General features: G+C 66.2%; 18 protein-coding genes and 1 other RNA gene. 9 read left to right on the forward strand and 10 right to left on the reverse strand.

Features of this window, described 5'->3' with window-relative positions:
- Positions 1–155 precede the first annotated feature (155 nt).
- Positions 156–1,328 (forward strand): succinyl-diaminopimelate desuccinylase, encoded by a 1,173-nt coding sequence (dapE, locus tag DK847_RS12030; protein ID WP_111198766.1) that lies wholly within the window; start codon positions 156–158, stop codon positions 1,326–1,328.
- Here the strand turns inward: dapE and truA are convergent.
- The 4 genes from truA to DK847_RS12050 are packed head-to-tail and all read right to left on the reverse strand — an operon-like array spanning position 1,307 to position 3,942.
- On the reverse strand, positions 1,307–2,059 hold the full coding sequence (truA, locus tag DK847_RS12035; RefSeq protein WP_111198767.1) for a tRNA pseudouridine(38-40) synthase TruA: 753 nt from the start codon (positions 2,057–2,059) through the stop codon (positions 1,307–1,309). The two genes, dapE and truA, sit on opposite strands and share 22 nt — an antisense overlap.
- Entirely contained in the window at positions 2,059–2,964 is a 906-nt protein-coding gene (gene fmt, locus DK847_RS12040; RefSeq protein ID WP_111198768.1) for a methionyl-tRNA formyltransferase, read from the reverse strand. Before fmt ends, truA begins: the two co-directional genes overlap by 1 nt.
- Before the next feature lie 4 nt (positions 2,965–2,968).
- On the reverse strand, positions 2,969–3,487 hold the full coding sequence (gene def, locus DK847_RS12045) for a peptide deformylase (protein WP_111198769.1): 519 nt from the start codon (positions 3,485–3,487) through the stop codon (positions 2,969–2,971).
- A gap of 35 nt (positions 3,488–3,522) precedes the next feature.
- The gene (locus tag DK847_RS12050) at positions 3,523–3,942 is read right to left on the reverse strand and encodes a BA14K family protein (RefSeq protein WP_111198770.1); all 420 of its coding nucleotides are present in this window, start codon (positions 3,940–3,942) and stop codon (positions 3,523–3,525) included.
- A 126-nt stretch (positions 3,943–4,068) separates the two neighbouring features.
- On the opposite strand from DK847_RS12050, the gene ffs reads away from it, so the two are divergent.
- The 4 genes from ffs to recR all read left to right on the forward strand — a co-directional run bounded on the left by ffs (position 4,069) and on the right by recR (position 6,803).
- Positions 4,069–4,165, forward strand: an RNA gene (gene ffs, locus DK847_RS12055) — signal recognition particle sRNA small type.
- Positions 4,166–4,193: 28 nt separating this feature from the next.
- Entirely contained in the window at positions 4,194–5,891 is a 1,698-nt protein-coding gene (locus DK847_RS12060) for a DNA polymerase III subunit gamma/tau (RefSeq protein WP_111198771.1), read from the forward strand.
- Positions 5,875–6,198 carry a YbaB/EbfC family nucleoid-associated protein gene (locus tag DK847_RS12065; protein WP_111198772.1) on the forward strand — a complete coding sequence of 108 codons (324 nt, stop codon included), beginning with the start codon at positions 5,875–5,877 and terminating at the stop codon, positions 6,196–6,198. The genes DK847_RS12060 and DK847_RS12065 overlap by 17 nt, the downstream gene beginning before the upstream one ends.
- Positions 6,198–6,803 carry a recombination mediator RecR gene (gene recR / locus DK847_RS12070; protein WP_111198773.1) on the forward strand — a complete coding sequence of 202 codons (606 nt, stop codon included), beginning with the start codon at positions 6,198–6,200 and terminating at the stop codon, positions 6,801–6,803. The genes DK847_RS12065 and recR overlap by 1 nt, the downstream gene beginning before the upstream one ends.
- 388 nt (positions 6,804–7,191) lie before the next feature.
- Here the strand turns inward: recR and DK847_RS12075 are convergent, their stop codons facing one another.
- The 3 genes from DK847_RS12075 to pip all read right to left on the reverse strand — a co-directional run bounded on the left by DK847_RS12075 (position 7,192) and on the right by pip (position 9,830).
- Complete coding sequence (locus DK847_RS12075; protein ID WP_111198774.1) at positions 7,192–8,316, reverse strand: DNA recombination protein RmuC; 1,125 nt, start codon at positions 8,314–8,316, stop codon at positions 7,192–7,194.
- A 309-nt stretch (positions 8,317–8,625) separates the two neighbouring features.
- Complete coding sequence (locus DK847_RS21020) at positions 8,626–8,760, reverse strand: hypothetical protein (protein ID WP_280956403.1); 135 nt, start codon at positions 8,758–8,760, stop codon at positions 8,626–8,628.
- Between the two features lie 116 nt (positions 8,761–8,876).
- Positions 8,877–9,830, reverse strand: a complete 954-nt coding sequence (gene pip, locus DK847_RS12080) for a prolyl aminopeptidase (RefSeq protein WP_204508330.1) — start codon at positions 9,828–9,830, stop codon at positions 8,877–8,879.
- A gap of 114 nt (positions 9,831–9,944) precedes the next feature.
- Between pip and mscL the strand changes: the two genes are divergently transcribed.
- From mscL to DK847_RS12100, 4 genes are all read left to right on the forward strand, one after another.
- On the forward strand, positions 9,945–10,388 hold the full coding sequence (gene mscL / locus DK847_RS12085; RefSeq protein WP_111198776.1) for a large conductance mechanosensitive channel protein MscL: 444 nt from the start codon (positions 9,945–9,947) through the stop codon (positions 10,386–10,388).
- Positions 10,389–10,459: 71 nt separating this feature from the next.
- Positions 10,460–11,653, forward strand: a complete 1,194-nt coding sequence (locus DK847_RS12090) for a pyridoxal phosphate-dependent aminotransferase (protein WP_111198777.1) — start codon at positions 10,460–10,462, stop codon at positions 11,651–11,653.
- Positions 11,654–12,084: 431 nt separating this feature from the next.
- Positions 12,085–12,456, forward strand: a complete 372-nt coding sequence (locus tag DK847_RS12095; RefSeq protein ID WP_161957248.1) for a DUF4112 domain-containing protein — start codon at positions 12,085–12,087, stop codon at positions 12,454–12,456.
- Entirely contained in the window at positions 12,453–12,746 is a 294-nt protein-coding gene (locus DK847_RS12100) for a hypothetical protein (RefSeq protein ID WP_111198779.1), read from the forward strand. Before DK847_RS12095 ends, DK847_RS12100 begins: the two co-directional genes overlap by 4 nt.
- Here the strand turns inward: DK847_RS12100 and DK847_RS12105 are convergent.
- From DK847_RS12105 to DK847_RS12115, 3 genes are all read right to left on the reverse strand, one after another.
- Positions 12,724–13,362 carry a MarC family protein gene (locus DK847_RS12105; RefSeq protein WP_111198780.1) on the reverse strand — a complete coding sequence of 213 codons (639 nt, stop codon included), beginning with the start codon at positions 13,360–13,362 and terminating at the stop codon, positions 12,724–12,726. The genes DK847_RS12100 and DK847_RS12105 overlap by 23 nt on opposite strands.
- Before the next feature lie 44 nt (positions 13,363–13,406).
- A complete protein-coding gene (locus DK847_RS12110; RefSeq protein ID WP_111198781.1) occupies positions 13,407–14,954 on the reverse strand; it encodes a trimethylamine methyltransferase family protein in 1,548 nt (515 codons plus the stop codon).
- 87 nt (positions 14,955–15,041) lie between these two features.
- Positions 15,042–15,980, reverse strand: a complete 939-nt coding sequence (locus tag DK847_RS12115; RefSeq protein WP_146256106.1) for a LysR substrate-binding domain-containing protein — start codon at positions 15,978–15,980, stop codon at positions 15,042–15,044.
- Between the last annotated feature and the right edge of the window lie 79 nt (positions 15,981–16,059).

Raw genomic sequence — 16,059 nt, forward strand, 5'->3', positions numbered from 1 at the left:
TTCATCATCGCCGGGCCGGTCCCGGTGATCCGTTGTGCGCCCGGGAGACGGATGCCCGGGACGAGCCCGGGCATGATGGGGCGGGGTGATCTCTCCCGCCTCCCGGCAGATCATCGGGGGTGCATGTCCGTGGCCGATGCAATAGACTGATCCCCATGAAAAACACCCCCACCGATCCCGTTCCGCTGCTGCAGGACCTGATCCGCTGCAAGTCCGTCACCCCTGCCGAGGGGGGAGCACTCACCTATCTCGAGAACCTGCTCTCGACCCATGGCTTCGTCTGCCAGCGGCTGATCTTCCGCGAGGCGGGCACGCCGGATGTCGAGAACCTCTTCGCGCGCATCGGCTCCGGCAGCCCGCATCTCTGTTTCGCCGGCCACACCGATGTGGTGCCGGAAGGCATCGTCGAGAGCTGGACGCACCAGCCCTTTGCCGCCGAGATTGCCGATGGCTTCGTCTACGGCCGCGGCGCCACCGACATGAAGGGCTCGGTCGCGGCCTTTGCCGGTGCCGCCATCGACTTCGTGCGGAATGCAGGCAAGTTCAAGGGCTCGATCTCCTTTCTCATCACCGGTGATGAGGAAGGCCCCGCCATCAACGGCACGGTGAAGGTGCTGCAGTGGATGGCAGAGAACGGCCACATCCCTGACCATTGCATCGTGGGCGAGCCGAGCTGCGTGGAGACGCTGGGCGACACCATCAAGATCGGCCGCCGCGGCTCCTTGAGCTTCACCGTCACGGTGGAAGGAAAGCAAGGCCATGCCGCCTATCCGCACAAGGCGGACAACCCGATCCCCAAGCTCGCCCGCTTCGTCGACCGCATCGCGCATGCGACACTCGACGAGGGCAACGACCATTTCGATCCCTCGACGCTGGCGGTGACGACCTTCGACGTGGGCAACCCTGCGGGCAATGTCATCCCCTCGCGCGCCACCGTGAAGTTCAACATCCGCTTCTCGCCCGTGCATTCCTTCGCCTCGCTCAAGACATGGGTGGACGAGCAGATCGCCGTGACCCGGCAGGAGATGGGCGGCACCTGGACGGTATCGGCCACCGAGGGCGCCGATGCCTTCATCACCGAGCCCGGCCGCTTCGTCGGGCTCGTGCAGGACGCGGTGGAGCACGAGACGGGCGTGCTGCCGAAGCTTTCCACCAGCGGCGGCACGTCGGATGCGCGTTTCGTGAAGGATTACTGCCCGGTGCTGGAATTCGGCCCCACCAATGCGACGATCCACCAGACCGACGAGCGTATCTCGATCGACGAGCTGCGCGCCACGCAGGCGATCTACGCCCGCATCATCGCGGATTATTTCTCGGCGGAACTGTAGCCGACGCGGAGGAGATAGAGCCCGTCCGGCGGCGCCACCGGCCCGCAGGCGCTGCGGTCCGCCGCGTCGAGGGCCTTCTTCATGTCGCGCGGGCTCCACTTGCCCTCGCCGACGAGGCGCAGCGAGCCCACCATCGAGCGCACCTGGTTGTGCAGGAAGGAGCGGGCGTCCGCCCGCACCTCGATCAGCTCGCCGTAGCGCGCCACCTCGAAGTGATCGAGCGTCTTCACCGGCGAATTGGCCTGGCACTGCGCGGCCCGGAAGGTGGTGAAGTCATGCTTGCCGACGAGATGGCCCGCCGCCTCGTGCATCGCATCCGAGTCGAGGTCGACCGGCAGCCACCAGACCTTGCCCCTGTCGAGGGCCGGCGGCGCGCGCCGGTTGAGGATGCGATAGAGATAGTAGCGCCTGGTGGCGGAGAAGCGGGCGTGGAAGTCATCCGGCACTTCCTCCGCCTCCAGCACGCTCACCGGGTGTTCGCGCATGTTGCCGTTCAGCGCGTTGCGAAGCTTGAACGGGTCCCATGATTTCACGAGGTCGACATGCGCCACCTGCGCCAACGCATGCACACCCGCATCGGTGCGACCCGCGCCATAGACCATCGAATGACCGCCGTTGATGATGGCGACCGCGCGCTCCAGCACGTCCTGCACCGAGGTCCCGCCGGCCTGGGATTGCCAGCCGGTGAAGGGTGTGCCGTCATACTCGATGGTGAGGCGATAGCGCGGCATCAGGCGGCCTCCGTGCCCTTGGCGATGGGAAAGCCGCGCAGGAAGTCGGTGGCCTCCATCGCGCCCTTGCCCTCGCGCTGCAGCCTGAGAAGGCGGATGGCCCCGGTGCCGCAGGCGATGGTAAGGTTGTCGTCGAGGAAGGTGCCGGGCCTGCCGCTCGCTTGCACCACCTCGCAGAGCAGCGCCTTGAGGCGCGTAGCCTTCACCGGGAACCATGCGCCGGGGAAGGGCGAGAGGCCGTGGATGTGGTTGCGCACCTCCTCCGCGCTCCGCGTGAGGTCGATGCGGGCCTCGGCCTTGTCGATCTTCCTAGCATAGGTGACGCCGTCCGCAGGCTGCGGCGTGCAGCTGATCTCCGGCTGCGCCAGAACCTCTACCATCAGTCGCGCGCCGAGCGCGGCGAGTTCATCATGCAGCGACTGCGCGGTGGTGGTGGGCGTGATCGCATGCCTGCGCACCTTGCACATCGGCCCGGTGTCGAGGCCTTCCTCCATGCGCATGATGGTGACGCCGGACTCGGCATCACCCGACATGATGGCGCGCTGGATGGGCGCGGCCCCGCGCCAGCGCGGCAGCAGCGAGGCGTGAACGTTGAAGCAGCCGAGCCGGGGGGCCGCGAGCACGGGCTTGGGCAGCAGCAGGCCATAGGCGACGACCACCGCGGCATCGGTTTCAAGCGCCGCGAAGCGGGCCTGCTCGTCGGCCGACTTCAGCGAGGCGGGCGTTCGCACCTCGATGCCTTGTGCTGCCGCGAAGGCGTGGACGGGCGAGGGCCGTTCCGCCATGCCGCGGCCGGCGGGGCGCGGCGGCTGCGAGTAGGCACAGGCGATGTCGTGCCCGGCGGCGATCAGCGCCTTCAGCGTCTCGACCGCGAAGTCCGGCGTGCCCATGAAGACGAGGCGCATCGGCCTAGAGCTTTCCGAGCTTGTGGGCCTTCTGGAATTTCTTCACCACCCGCTCGCGCTTCAGTCGCGAGATGTGGTCGATGAACAGGATGCCGTTGAGGTGGTCGATCTCGTGCTGCAGGCAGGTGGCCATCAGGCCGGTGGCGTGCATCGTCCTGGCCTCGCCCTGCCGGTCGACATAGTCGATGCGGATCTCGGCGGGCCTGGTCACCATCTCGTAATACTCCGGGATGGAGAGGCAGCCCTCTTCGTAGTCGCTCTGCTGTTCGCTCATCCAGGTGATCTCCGGATTGGCGACGAAGAGTGGGGTCTTCGGCTCCCCGTCCTTGGCGAGGTCGATGACGAGCAGGCGTTGCGGCACGCCCACCTGGATGGCGGCCAGGCCGATGCCGGGGGCGCGGTACATGGTCTCCAGCATGTCGTCCCACAGTTTCTTGACGTGGGAATCGATCGAGGCCACGGGCTTCGAAACCTCGCGGAGGGTCTTCTCGTCGGGAAGCGTTACGATGGGGAGCAGCGACATGGCCGTCCCTTAGTCAAGCCTTGGCCGCCGGTCAATCAGCCGCCATAGGGGCTGCGGCACTTCATCAGCTGGTAGCCGCGGCCCTTGTAGAAATTGGTGGTGGGGTCATAGGTGCGGTAGTGATCGCTGCACCACGCCACATGGGCGGCGGAGTAGCGGCGGCCCCAATGGGCGCGCTGCGGCTTGAAATCGCCATAGCGGTAAACCTGGAAGGGCTTCTGGTACCAGTAGCTGCCCGGCCGCGCCACCATGGAGCGCTGGAAGGGGGCATAGTCCATCCGTGCCCTGCAGTGGTAATACCAGTCACCCGAGCAGTTCTTCTCGATCACATAGGGCTTCCAGATCCGAACATAGCCGTCGTCATTCGTGCCGTAGGGGTCGGAGGCCAGCGCAGCCGTGGTCAGGGCCGCGAGGCCGAGGAGGCCCAGAAGGGGTGTGACGAGCGTCCTGAACATGCGGAAATCTCCCTGAAAGCCCCGATGCGGCGGGGAATCTGCCTCTCCGGCAGAATGCAGCCGCGCCCGGCGCTTTGCAAGCCGTGGTGCTTGCCTTTTGTTCCCGTTCCCCCCATATAGCCCCCGGGAGGTTGGCGGCGGACGTGCCGCTCGCCAACCGGGTCAGGTCCGGAAGGAAGCAGCCCCAACGAGACCGGAACGGGTTGCCCGTCCAGCCTCCCACCCTTTAAGCTGCCCCGCGGAAGCCCGCCATGGACGACACTCAGAGCGGCGCGAACGCAGCAGGGTATCGCGTTCTTGCCCGGAAATACCGCCCGCGCACCTTCCCTGACCTCATCGGCCAGGAAGCGATGGTGCGCACCCTCACCAATGCCTTCGCCTCGGGCCGCATCGCGCAGGGCTTCATGCTGACCGGCGTGCGCGGCGTGGGCAAGACGACGACCGCCCGCCTCATCGCCCGCGCCCTGAACTATGGCGACCGGCCAGCCATCGACATGCCCGACATGGGCCCGCACTGCGAGGCCATCCTCGAATCGCGCCACATGGACGTGATCGAGATGGACGCCGCCTCCAACACCGGCGTCGACAACATGCGCGAGATCATCGACAGCGTGCGCTATGCACCCGTCCAGGCGCGCTACAAGGTCTACATCATCGACGAAGTGCACATGCTCTCGAAGAGCGCCTTCAACGCGCTGCTCAAGACGCTGGAAGAGCCGCCGCCGCATGTGAAGTTCATCTTCGCCACCACCGAGATCAACAAGGTTCCCGTCACCATCCTGTCGCGCTGCCAGCGCTTCGACCTGAAGCGGCTCGATGCCGCACTGCTCGCTTCGCACTATGCCGGCATCGCCGTGAAGGAAGGGGTGGAGGCCGAGGCCGATGCGCTGGCCATGATCGCGCGTGCGGCGGAGGGCTCGGTGCGTGACGGTCTCTCGCTGCTCGACCAGGCCATCGCTTACGGCGAGGGCAGGGTGAAGGCGGCGGACGTCGCCTCCATGCTGGGCCTGATGGACCGCTCGCGCATCATCGACCTGTTCGAGACGGTGATGGCGGGTAACGCGAAGGGCGCCATCGAGGAGATCGAGGCGCAGTACCAGGGCGGCGGCGATCCGGCCACCATCCTCAGCGACCTTGCCGATTACGTGCACTGGGTGACGCGCCTCAAGGTGGTGAAGGAGGGGGCACTCGCCGACTCCTCGCGCACCGAGGCGGAGAAGACGCGCGGCGCCGAGCACGCCCAGAAATGCGGCATCGCGCATCTGACGCGCGCCTGGTCCATGCTCTTGAAGGGCATCCGCGAGACCGAGCTTCATTCAGATCCGCTGATGGCGGCCGAGATGGTGCTGATCCGCCTCTGCCACGCGGCGGACCTGCCGGGCGGCGAGGAACTGGCGAAGATCGTCAAGCAGGCGCAATCCTCCGAGCGCGTGGTGCCGATGAGTGCCCGCGAACTGCTGCGCAACAATTCCGAGACGCCGGTCGAGTCGCAGGGTTCCCTTGCGGTGAAGCCGCAGGTGGCGGCCCCCACCGAGACGCGCGCCTTCTCGAGCCTCAAGGACCTCATCGCGCTCGCCACCGAGAAGCGCGACATCAAGCTCAAGACCGACCTCGAAAGCCTGATACGCCCGATCCGCGTTGCGCCGGGCCAGTTCGAGCTGGCGCTGGAACCCGGTGCCCATGCAGGCCTCGCCAACGAGATCGGCCGCAAGCTCGAGGCCTTCACCTCCATGCGCTGGATCGTGATGGTGGCGAAGGACGGCGGCGACAAGCCCGTCGCCCGCCAGCGCCAGGAGGCCAAGGACAATCTGTTCATGACCGCGCGCGAACACCCGGACGTGCAGGCGGTGCTGAAGCGTTTCCCGGGGGCGGAGATCATCGACGTCAAGCTGCCGGATGACAGCCTGCCGCCCCCCAACATGAGTGAGAGCGATGAAGAACCTCGGTGACATGATGAAACAGGTCCAGGCCATGCAGTCCCGCATGGCCGAGATGCAGGCCAAGCTGGAGCAGGCAACCGTCACCGGCCAGTCTGGCGGCGGGCTTGTGAAGGTGACACTCTCCGGCAAGGGTGTCATGACGGCGCTGTCGATCGACCCCTCGCTGATGAAGGCGGACGAGAAGGACATCCTCGAGGACCTGATCCTCGCCGCCCACACCGATGCCAAGAACAAGTCCGAAGCCATGATGGCGGAGGAGATGAAGTCGGTGACCGGCGGGTTGCCGCTGCCGCCGGGCTTCAAGCTGCCCTTCTGATGTCGCGCCGCACGACAGGACCCGAAATCGAGAGGCTGATCCAGCTGCTGGCGAAACTGCCGGGGCTCGGCCCCCGCTCGGCCCGGCGTGCGGCCCTGTTCCTGATCAAGAACCGCGAGCGGCTTCTGGCCCCCATGGCGCTCGCCATGGCGGAGGCGCAGGAAAAGGTGACAATCTGCACCGCATGCGGCAACGTCGACACCGTCGATCCCTGCACGCTGTGCACCGATGCGCGCCGCGACCGCACCACGATCTGCGTGGTGGAAGAAGTGGGCGACCTCTGGGCGCTGGAGCGCGCAGGTGCCTGGGGCGGGCTCTATCATGTGCTCGGCGGCACGCTCTCGGCCATCGAGGGTGTGAGGCCGGAGGACCTGAGCATCGGCGCGCTGATCGAGCGCGCCGGGGCGGGCGAGGTGAAGGAAGTCGTGCTGGCCTTGAACGCCACCGTCGAGGGGCAGACCACGGCGCATTACATCACCGAGCGGCTGAAGACGCTGGGGATTGCGGCGTCACGGCTGGCGCATGGTGTGCCGGTGGGGGGCGAGTTGGATTATCTCGACGAGGGGACGCTGACCCAGGCCATCCGGGCGCGGCGGCCGCTGTAGGGCGGAAGGCCGCTCACGTCTGCTTCAAGGCAGCCTCATTCATTCACCGCATCATGCCCGGGCTTGTCCCGGGCAACTTTTTTGGGTCCGCGAAAAGGATCGCCGGGTCAAGCCCGGCGATGATGAGAGGAAGGGAGGGGCGCAGAAATGAATTCGTAACGATTGCTTTTTGGAAAGTCAGATGAAGGCTAGTCCCCTAGCGACTTCTGCATAAATCCCCTCTGCGACATCCCTGAGGCCTCTACATGTGTGGCCACGGCCCAGAGCTGGATCCCGGCCTTCGCCGGGATGACGGCATTGAGGGTGGCGTCAGGGCCTTGAGGGCCGGGTGACGGCAATGAGAGCCGGGTGACGGCATTGGGGAGGGATGACTGGAGGAGAGTGGGACCTAGCCCCGCTCCACCAGCTTCGGCCGCACGATCTCCACGCCGCCTTCCGGCTCCTGCAATTCCAGGCTCTCGATCCGGGCGCTGCGCCGCGTGATCTTGTCGGCGGAGACGGCGAGCTTCTCGAGGTCGTTGGAGGCGGCGCCGAAATGCTTCTGCAGGTCGCCGACGCGTTCCCTGAGGCGGTCGACGTCCTCGAGGAGCTTGGTCACTTCCACCTTGATGAGGCCGGCCTGCTCGCGCATGCGGGCGTCGCGGAAGATGGCCTGCAGCGTTTGCACCAGCAGCATCAGCACGTTGGGCGAGGCGAGGATGACGCGCGCGCGATGCGCCTTCTGGATCACGTCCTCGAACTTCTCGTAGAGCTCGGCATAGACCGACTCCGAGGGCACGAACATGATTGCCGTCTCATGCGTCTCGCCGGCGAGCAGGTATTTCTCGGCAATGTCCTTGACGTGCTTCAGCACGTCGCCCCTGAGCCGCGCCTCGGCATTGCGGAGTTCGGTCTCGCCGGTCGCGGCCTTCAGCGCGTTGAAGGCTTCCAGCGGAAACTTGGCGTCGATGACGAGCTTGATGTCCGAGTCGGGGAGCGAGACCAGGCAGTCGGGCCGTGTGTTGTTGCTGAGCGAGCCCTGGAAGGCATAGGCGGTTGAGGGCAGGCCGTCGCGGATGATCGCCTCCATGCGCGCCTGGCCATAGGCGCCGCGCGCCTGCTTGTTGGAGAGGATGTCCTTGAGGCTCAACATCTCGCCGGACAGTGCCGCGATGTTCTTTTGCGCGGCGTCGATCACCGCGAGGCGCTCGTGCAGCTGCTTCAGCGACTGGCCGGTGCGTTCCGCCTGGTCGGTGAGGCGTTCGTCCAGCGTGGAGACGAGATGGATCTGCGAGCCCTGTGACTGTTCCGCCAGGGTCCGCAGCGCGCCGGAAAGCTCGGCGATGCGGTATTCCAGTTCGGCGGCGCGGCGCTGGGTGGCGATGCTGTCGCCCAGCCGGGCCGCCTGGGCCCGCCACGACAGGATGACGGCCGCGACCAGCAGCAGCAGGGCGAAGAGCCCGGCGACGAACAGGAGATGGAGGAGCGTGACGGGGGCGCCGCCGATCTCAAGCAGGGTGCGGTCGAGGTCCATGGCGCGAGATTACGCCGATTCGGTTCCCAGAACGTAAGTGGCCCGCCCATACCGGCAGGGTATGGACGGGCCGATGGCCTTCACGACTCGGGACGGCGACAGGAGCCATGCGGGCCAAACTGGTGGCAGGTTGCGTCTATCAACGCTTCCGCTTCGGGGTGGTTCCGGGAATTCCGCAGAAAAGTTGCATCGCCCCGACCGCCCCTCTGGAAGTGACAATGCCCTCCAATCCGGGCCGGAGCGGGGAGGGCACGTGGCATTGTGGTGGCGGGACTGGTGAATTCCCGCCCAAACGTCGGAATGTGAACCCTAGCGGCGGGTGCCGCGCTTCACCGGGGTCGGGTTGATGCCGCGGGCGGTGGTGTCCTGGCGCTCGCTGAAGAACAGGCCGAAACCGCGGGTCAGGCCGTCGGCCAGGTCGCGCATGGCGGAGAAAACGATCATGGGTTGCCTCGAGACGTTGGAGTGGTGCGTTTCTTCTGTTGACCCTCCATATGGCGATCAATTGTGAACAGATTGCAGCAATCGTGCTGCACTGCACACAGAGCCAGCCATGCAATTCACGCATGGCGAAACTGGTCCGTCGCCCGCACCAGCGCATCTGCGATGCCAGGCTCGGTTGCCGTATGGCCGGCATCGGGCACCATGATGAACCGGGCCTCCGGCCAGGCCTTGTGCAGGTCCCAGGCGGTGACGGGCGGGGTGACCACGTCATAGCGGCCCTGGATGATGACGCCCGGAATGCCGGCCAGCCTGCGGGCCTCGGCGATCAGCTGCCCGTCCTGCCGGAAGAAGCCGTGGTTGACGAAGTAGTGGCACTCGATGCGGGCGAAGGCCAGGGCGAAGTGGTCGCTGCCGAATTCCGCCACCCGTTTGGGGTCCGGCAACAGGGAAATGGTCGCTCCCTCCCACTGGCTCCACGCCCGGGCGCAGGCGATTTGCGCCGCCTTGTCCGGCCCGGTCAGGCGGCGGTGATAGGCCGAGAGCAGGTCGTGCCGCTCGTCCGGGGGGATGGGGGCGATGAAACCCTCCCACAGGTCGGGGAAGAGCTGGTCCGCCCCTTCCTGGTAGAACCAGCGGATCTCGCTTTTCCTCAAGGTGAAGATGCCCCGGGTGATGAGTTCGGTGACCCGGTCGGCATGGGTCTCGGCATAGGCCAGCGCCAGGGTGGAGCCCCAGGAGCCCCCCACCACCTGCCAGCGCTCGATCTTCAGGTGCCGGCGCAGCGCCTCCATGTCGGCCACGAGGTCCCAGGTGGTGTTCTCGGCGAGTTCCGCATGCGGCGTCGACTGGCCGCAGCCGCGCTGGTCGAACAGGATGATGCGATAGGCCCTCGGGTCATGCAGCTGCCGCAGGAAGGGCGAGATGCCGCCGCCGGGCCCGCCATGCAGCACCACGGCAGGCTTGCCCTTCGGGTTGCCGCACTCCTCGAAATAGATCTCGTGCAGAGGCGAGACCCTGAGGCGGCCCCGGCTGAAGGGCTGCAGGTCGGGGTAGAATGTGCGGCGTTCCAACATCTGATTCGCTGTCCTGCGCTATGGGGCCTTTGATTTTGCCAGCATCGGCAGGATAATGGCAGTGACAGATCATCAAACCCGGGATGCAGATCCCGACTCGAGGGGGACGACATGGCAGGCGATACGGTGCGCAGGGAATGGAGCGACTTCAAGTCCTTCGCCTTCAAGGGAAATGCGTTCGACCTGGCGGTCGGCGTCATCGTCGGCGCGGCCTTCAGCCGGATCGTCGACGGCATCGTCAATCTTCTCATCATGCCGATCATCGGCGCGCTCACCGGCGGGCTGAACTTCGATGACTATTTCCTGCCGCTCAATGCCAACGTCACGGCCACCACGCTGGCCGCGGCGCAGAAGCAGGGCGCGGTGCTGGCCTATGGCGCCTTCATCACGGTGGTCATCAACTTCCTGCTCGTCGCCTTCGTGCTGTTCCAGCTGGTCAAGGTCTCGAACCGGCTGAAGCGCGAGGAGCCCGCCCCGCCGCCCGCTCCGCCTACCAAATCGGAAGAGCTGCTGGCCGAAATCCGCGATGCGCTGAAGGCCAAGAACCCCGCCTGATGCGGGCCCAGCGATGCAGCCTTGCGCGCCGGGGTGGTGGACACCCCGGTGCCTTTGTTTAAGTTCCGCCCATGACCGATGAGAAGCTTCTCGCCGCACTGACACCGCAGGCCCGCAACGAGCCCGACAGCGGCATCGTCAAGGCCGCCATGTATGGCTTCACCGTGCCCGGCATCATCCCGCTGTGGTCGGGCGAGGGCAACCAGCCCACGCCCGAGGCCTTCGCCAGGCCCGCCGCCGAGGCCCTGCTCAACGGCGAGACATTCTACACCTGGCAGCGCGGCATCCCCGAACTGCGCGACGCGCTGGCGCGCTATCACACGCGCAATTTCGGCCGCAGCTTCGAGCCTGAGAATTTCTTCGTCACCTCGGGCGGCATGCATGCGATCCAGACCATCGTGCAGATGATCACCAGCGATGGTGACGAGATCGTTCTGCCCACGCCGGCCTGGCCCAATTATGCCGGCGCACTGCGCATCTCGGGTGCGAAACCCGTCGAGGTGCCAATGAACTTCGCCAATGGCAAATGGACGCTCGATCTCGACCGGCTGTTCGACGCGGTGACGGAGCGCACCCGCGCCATAGCACTCAATTCGCCGTCGAACCCCGTGGGATGGACGGCAACGCGCGACGAGCTCGTCGCGGTGCGCGACTTCTGCCGCAGGCGCGGTATCTGGATCTTCGCCGACGAGGTCTATACCCGCTTCTATTATGGCGACAACGGCGAGACGCGCGCGCCCTCCTTCCTCGACATCTGCGAGGACGAGGAGCAGCTGCTGCTCGCCAACACCTTCTCCAAGAACTGGGCGATGACCGGCTGGCGCGTCGGCTGGCTGCAGGCGCCCAAGGCGCTGGGCCCGGCGATCGAGCGCATCGTGCAGGTGTCGTCCTCCGGCACGCCGGCTTTCCTGCAGCGCGGCTGCGTGGCGGCACTCGACCATGGCGACGCGTTCATCGAACGCCAGGTGCTGATGGCCCGCCACCGCCGCGACCTCACCGTGCTGATGCTGAAGGAATTGCCGGGGCTGCAGTTCGAGGTGCCGCAGGGTGCCTTCTACCTGTTCTTCGGCATCGACGGCATGACGGATTCGGCGGCCACCGTCCGCCGCCTGATCGACGAGGCCAAGGTCGGCTTCGCGCCGGGCAGCACCTTTGGCGCCGGCGGCGAGGGCCACCTCCGCATGTGCTACCTGAAGGACCTGGGGCCCCTCGAGGAGGCGCTGGGCCGCTTCGTCGACTGGATGCGCAGGCACGGGCCGGTCTGACCGTTTGCTGAAAAGACAGGCGCTGCACTGCACAATGAGGGGGCAGCCAGTGCGCGGGCTCGATATGGTTAAAGCATCTTTTACGACCTAAAATCTCATTATTACAAATATTTAGCCTGATATCCCCGGTGACGCCCGGTCTGGCACCGCCTTTGCAATGCACAAAGCGGCGCACACGTCTTTCTTGGGTCCTCCCATTCTCAAGCGAAGAGTACTCGGAGCGTCCCGGCCTTGGGCCGGCTCAGGGGTGAACGGTTGTTGGTTGCTGCCGTTCACCCCTCTTTTTTTGCCCGCGCGCGCTTGTGCGGCGGCGAAGCATCCCCACATGGTCATCAGACGGGTCCGGGCCCCTCTGGCAGCCACGCGGCTGCGATGTCGGACTCTTCCACCTTGAAGGCGCGTCTCGCGCCGCAATCTGGGAGATGAACGCAATGACCAGCCCCTCGATCACCCTTGACCTCACGCCACAGGGCACCATGCAGCGGCTCGAATGGCTCGCCTGGTTTTCCGACTCGGCCCTGCGCATTCCCGGCACCTCGCGCAGCGTGGGTGCGGATGGCGTGCTGAGCCTCGTCCCCGGTGTTGGCACGCTCGTCGGCACCGGCATGTCGCTCTATGTCATCGGCGAGGCCGTTCGCCATGGCGTGCCGGCGCGCCTTCTCACCCGCATGGGCCTCAACATCGCGGCGGACACCGCACTCGGCGCCATTCCGGTGATCGGCTTTGTCTTCGACATGGCCTTCAAGGCCAATACGCGCAACCTCAACCTGCTGCGGCAGCACCTCGCGGAGACTCATCGATGAAGACCCTCGTCTGGACCCTCACCACTGTGGTGATCGCGCTGTGGTCGCTGGTGGCCTGGATCACCCATGGCCTCGTGGGCGTGGCCGGCGGCCTCGTTGCCAGCAATGCCGACATCCTCCCGGCGGATCCGATGCTGGTCGAATGGGCCTCGTGGCTGGCCTCGGCCGGAGCGGGCGTGGGCGAGTGGCTGGTCGTTGCCCTCTGGGGCTTCGTGACGCTGGTGCTCGTGGCGCTGGGCTTCGTGGCGACGAAGCTGGTGCCGCGGCTCAGTTCAAGTGCCAGGGCGTGATGGCGGAGACGCCGTCGATCACGAACTGCACCGCGAGTGCGGCGAGGATGATGCCGAGAAGCCTGGTCAGCACGGCGCGGCCTGTCACGCCCATCAGTTTCGAGATGCGCTCGGCCATCAGGAAGGCGACGAAGCAGGCGGCCATGACCAGGGCCGCCACGCCATAGAGCGACACGAGCCAGGTGATGCGCCCCTCGGCGCGGCCCGCCAGCAGGATCATGGCGGTGATGGCGCCGGGCCCCGCCATCAGCGGAATGGCCAGCGGAAAGGCCGCGATGTTCTTCACATGGTCGACGGTGATGGCCTGTTCGACGGTGCTCTTCAGCCGCTCGCTCCTCCGGTCGAACACCATCTCTGCCGCGGCTGACAGCAGCAGCAGCCCGCCCGCGATGCGGAAGGCCGAGAGCGAGATGCCGAGCAGGTCGAGGAGCTTTGCGCCGCCGAGGCCCGCCGCCAGCAGGATGCAGAAGGCGATGATCGAGCCGCGGAGCGCCACCTCGCGCCGGTGCTCCCGGGTCATGCCATGGGTGATGCCGAGGAACAGCGCGCTCATCAGCACCGGGTCGGCAACGACCAGCAGTGTGGCGAGGGCGGAGGTGATGTAGTCGATGAGCATGGCCGACCCCTGCTAGCACGCGGGGGTGCGTTCCGCCACCGGCCTCAGTTTACCGTGTCGGGCAGCACTTCCTCGCGCTTCGCGATGAAGTCCTTGAGGCCCTCGGCGATGCCCTCGTCCATTTTCGGTGGCTCGTAGGCCTGCAGCATCTGGCGGGCCTTGTCGCGGCCGCGCGTGGCGTGGTCCTTGGCCCCTTCCGCCGACCACTGCTCGAAGGAGTTGAAGTCCATGATCGAGGGGCTGAAGAAGGCCTTCTCGAAATGCTCCAGCGTATGCTGCGTGCCGAGGAAGTGGCCCTGCGGACCCACCTCGCGGATCGCCGCCATGGCATCCTTGAAGTCGGCGAAGGAGACGCCGCCCGCATATTTGTACCAGCCGACCAGCTGCTCGGCATCGGTGACGAACTTGGAATAGTCGCAGCACAGGCCCGCTTCCAGCCAGCCTGCCACGTGCCAGATGTAGTTGGCGCCCGACAGGATCGCGGCATGCATCAGCATGTTGGATTCATAGCCCGCCTGCGCGTCGTTGAGCTTGGAGCCGACATGGAAGCCCGAGGTACGCCACGGCAGCCTGTACTTCCGCGCCAGCTGCCCCATCAGGTACATCATCTGGGCGGCTTCCGGCGTGCCCCCCATGGGGGCACCCGACTTCATGTCCACCGCCACCATGAACTGGCCATAGATGACGGGCGAGCCCGCGCGGATCAGCTGGGTGAAGGCCACACCCGCCAGCGCCTCGGCATTGACCTGCGCCACCGCCCCCACCGCCGAGGCCGGCGTGGAGGCCCCGCACAGCGCGAAGGGCGCGCAGATGACGGGCTGGTTGTGCGCGGCATAGACCTTCATTGCATCCAGCATGGTGGCGTCCCACACCAGCGGCGAATTGCAGTTGGTGATCGAGACGACGACCGTATTGTCCTTCACGTAGTCTTCGCCGAAGACGATGCCGGACATCTTCATCACGTCCTCGGCGCGCTCCTTCGAGGTGACGATGCCCATGAAGGGCTTGTCGGAATGCGTCAGTGCCGAGTGGATGATGTGCAGGTGGCGCTTCGGCACCGGGATCTCCATCGGCTCGACGCAGATCGAGCTCGAGGAGTGGAGTGCGGGCAGCATGTAGGCGAGCTTGTGGAAGTTGTTGAGATCCTCGAGCGAGCCATAGCGGCGGACGTTGTCGAGGTCACGCACGTAGGGAGCCCCATACATCGGCACGAAGACGGAGTTGCGGCCGCCGATCCGCACCGTGCGCCCGGGATTGCGGGCGTTGAGGGTGAATTCCTCCGGCGCCTTCGCCACGAGGCTCATGAGCAGCGCCCGGTCGATGCGGACGCGGGTGCCTGTCACATTGGCGCCGGCGGCCTTCCACATGGCGATGGCCTCGTCGTCGCGGAACTCGCAGCCCACCTCCTCGAGGATCTTCAGCGATTCATCGTGGATCAGCTCCACCGCCTCGTCGGGGACGAGATTGTAGACCGGAATGTCGCGCACCAGCGTCGGGAAGGACGCCATGGGAGTGGCGCGCAGCGCGCGGCGACCGTCGCGCCCGCCGCTGCGGCGTGCGTTGGGGGTTGTGGCGGGGCTGGCGTCGGTCATTCTGCGTCTCCTGCTGCGAGCCGCCATAGAACGCCGCACCGGTGCCGGCTTCAAGCGAGGCTTTTGCGCCCCTTGCTTGAGTTCATCTCAAGCTGGCTGCTGCAGCAGCCAGTCGCGCAGGATCTCCGCTTCGGGCGTCAGCGGCTGGCGCGCTGGCCAGGTGAGATAGAAGGACTGCGGCGCCTCGATCTCCGCCGGGCCCGCCTTGGCCAGCAGCTTGCTTGCCAGCAGGGGCTTGACCAGGCTCATCCAGCCCAGCGCCACGCCCTGGCCCGCCTGCGCAGCCTGAAGTGCGATGACATAGGAGTTGAAGCGCCGCACATTGAGCTTGCGATGGGACGCGCCGGCAGCCTTCAGGAAATCGGCCCAGGTGGTCCAGGTCCAGTCCACGCCTTCGACCGACAGCAGCGGCAGGGACGAAAGGTCCTGCATGCTCTTCACCTTGTGGCGCGCCAGGAAGGCGGGTGCGGCCACCGCCACGATCCGGTCGCCGAACAGCAGTGTCGCGGTTTCGTCGGTGAAGCTGCCATCGCCATAGCGCACGCGCAGGTCGATATCCGCACGGCTCGCCTCATGCGGCCGGTCGGAGATGATGTGGTCGAGCACGATGTCCTGGTGCCTCGTCCAGAAGTCACCGAGCCGCGGCATCAGCCACAGCTGCGCGAAGGCCATGGTGGTGCCGATCGAGACGGAGCGCGGGCTTCCCGAGAGCCCGACCTGCCGGATCGTGCTCGACACGCGCTCGAAGGCATCCTTCAGGCTCTGGTAGACGGCGTGGCCCTCGGGGGTCAGTTCCAGTGCCCGGTGCAGGCGCAGGAACAGCGGCCGCCCGATCTGGTCCTCCAGCGCCTTCACCTGCTTCGACACGGCGCCAGGCGTGACGTTCAGTTCCGCGGCGGCGCGGGTGAGGCTCAGGTGGCGGGCGGCAGCCTCGAAGGCTGCGAGCGCGTTCAGCGAGGGGAGATCGTAGTGGCGGCGGACCATGGCATCGGACGTGGCAGTTCGGTTGACGTGAGGAAAGCTCACGCGAACAGAATGCACTGCCTCTCCCGCGCGCACAACTGCTCGCTTTGCAATCAGTTACGACACGTTGACCGATTGTAAA

This window comes from Aestuariivirga litoralis (genome assembly GCF_003234965.1).
In the GTDB taxonomy this organism is placed as follows: domain Bacteria; phylum Pseudomonadota; class Alphaproteobacteria; order Rhizobiales; family Aestuariivirgaceae; genus Aestuariivirga; species Aestuariivirga litoralis.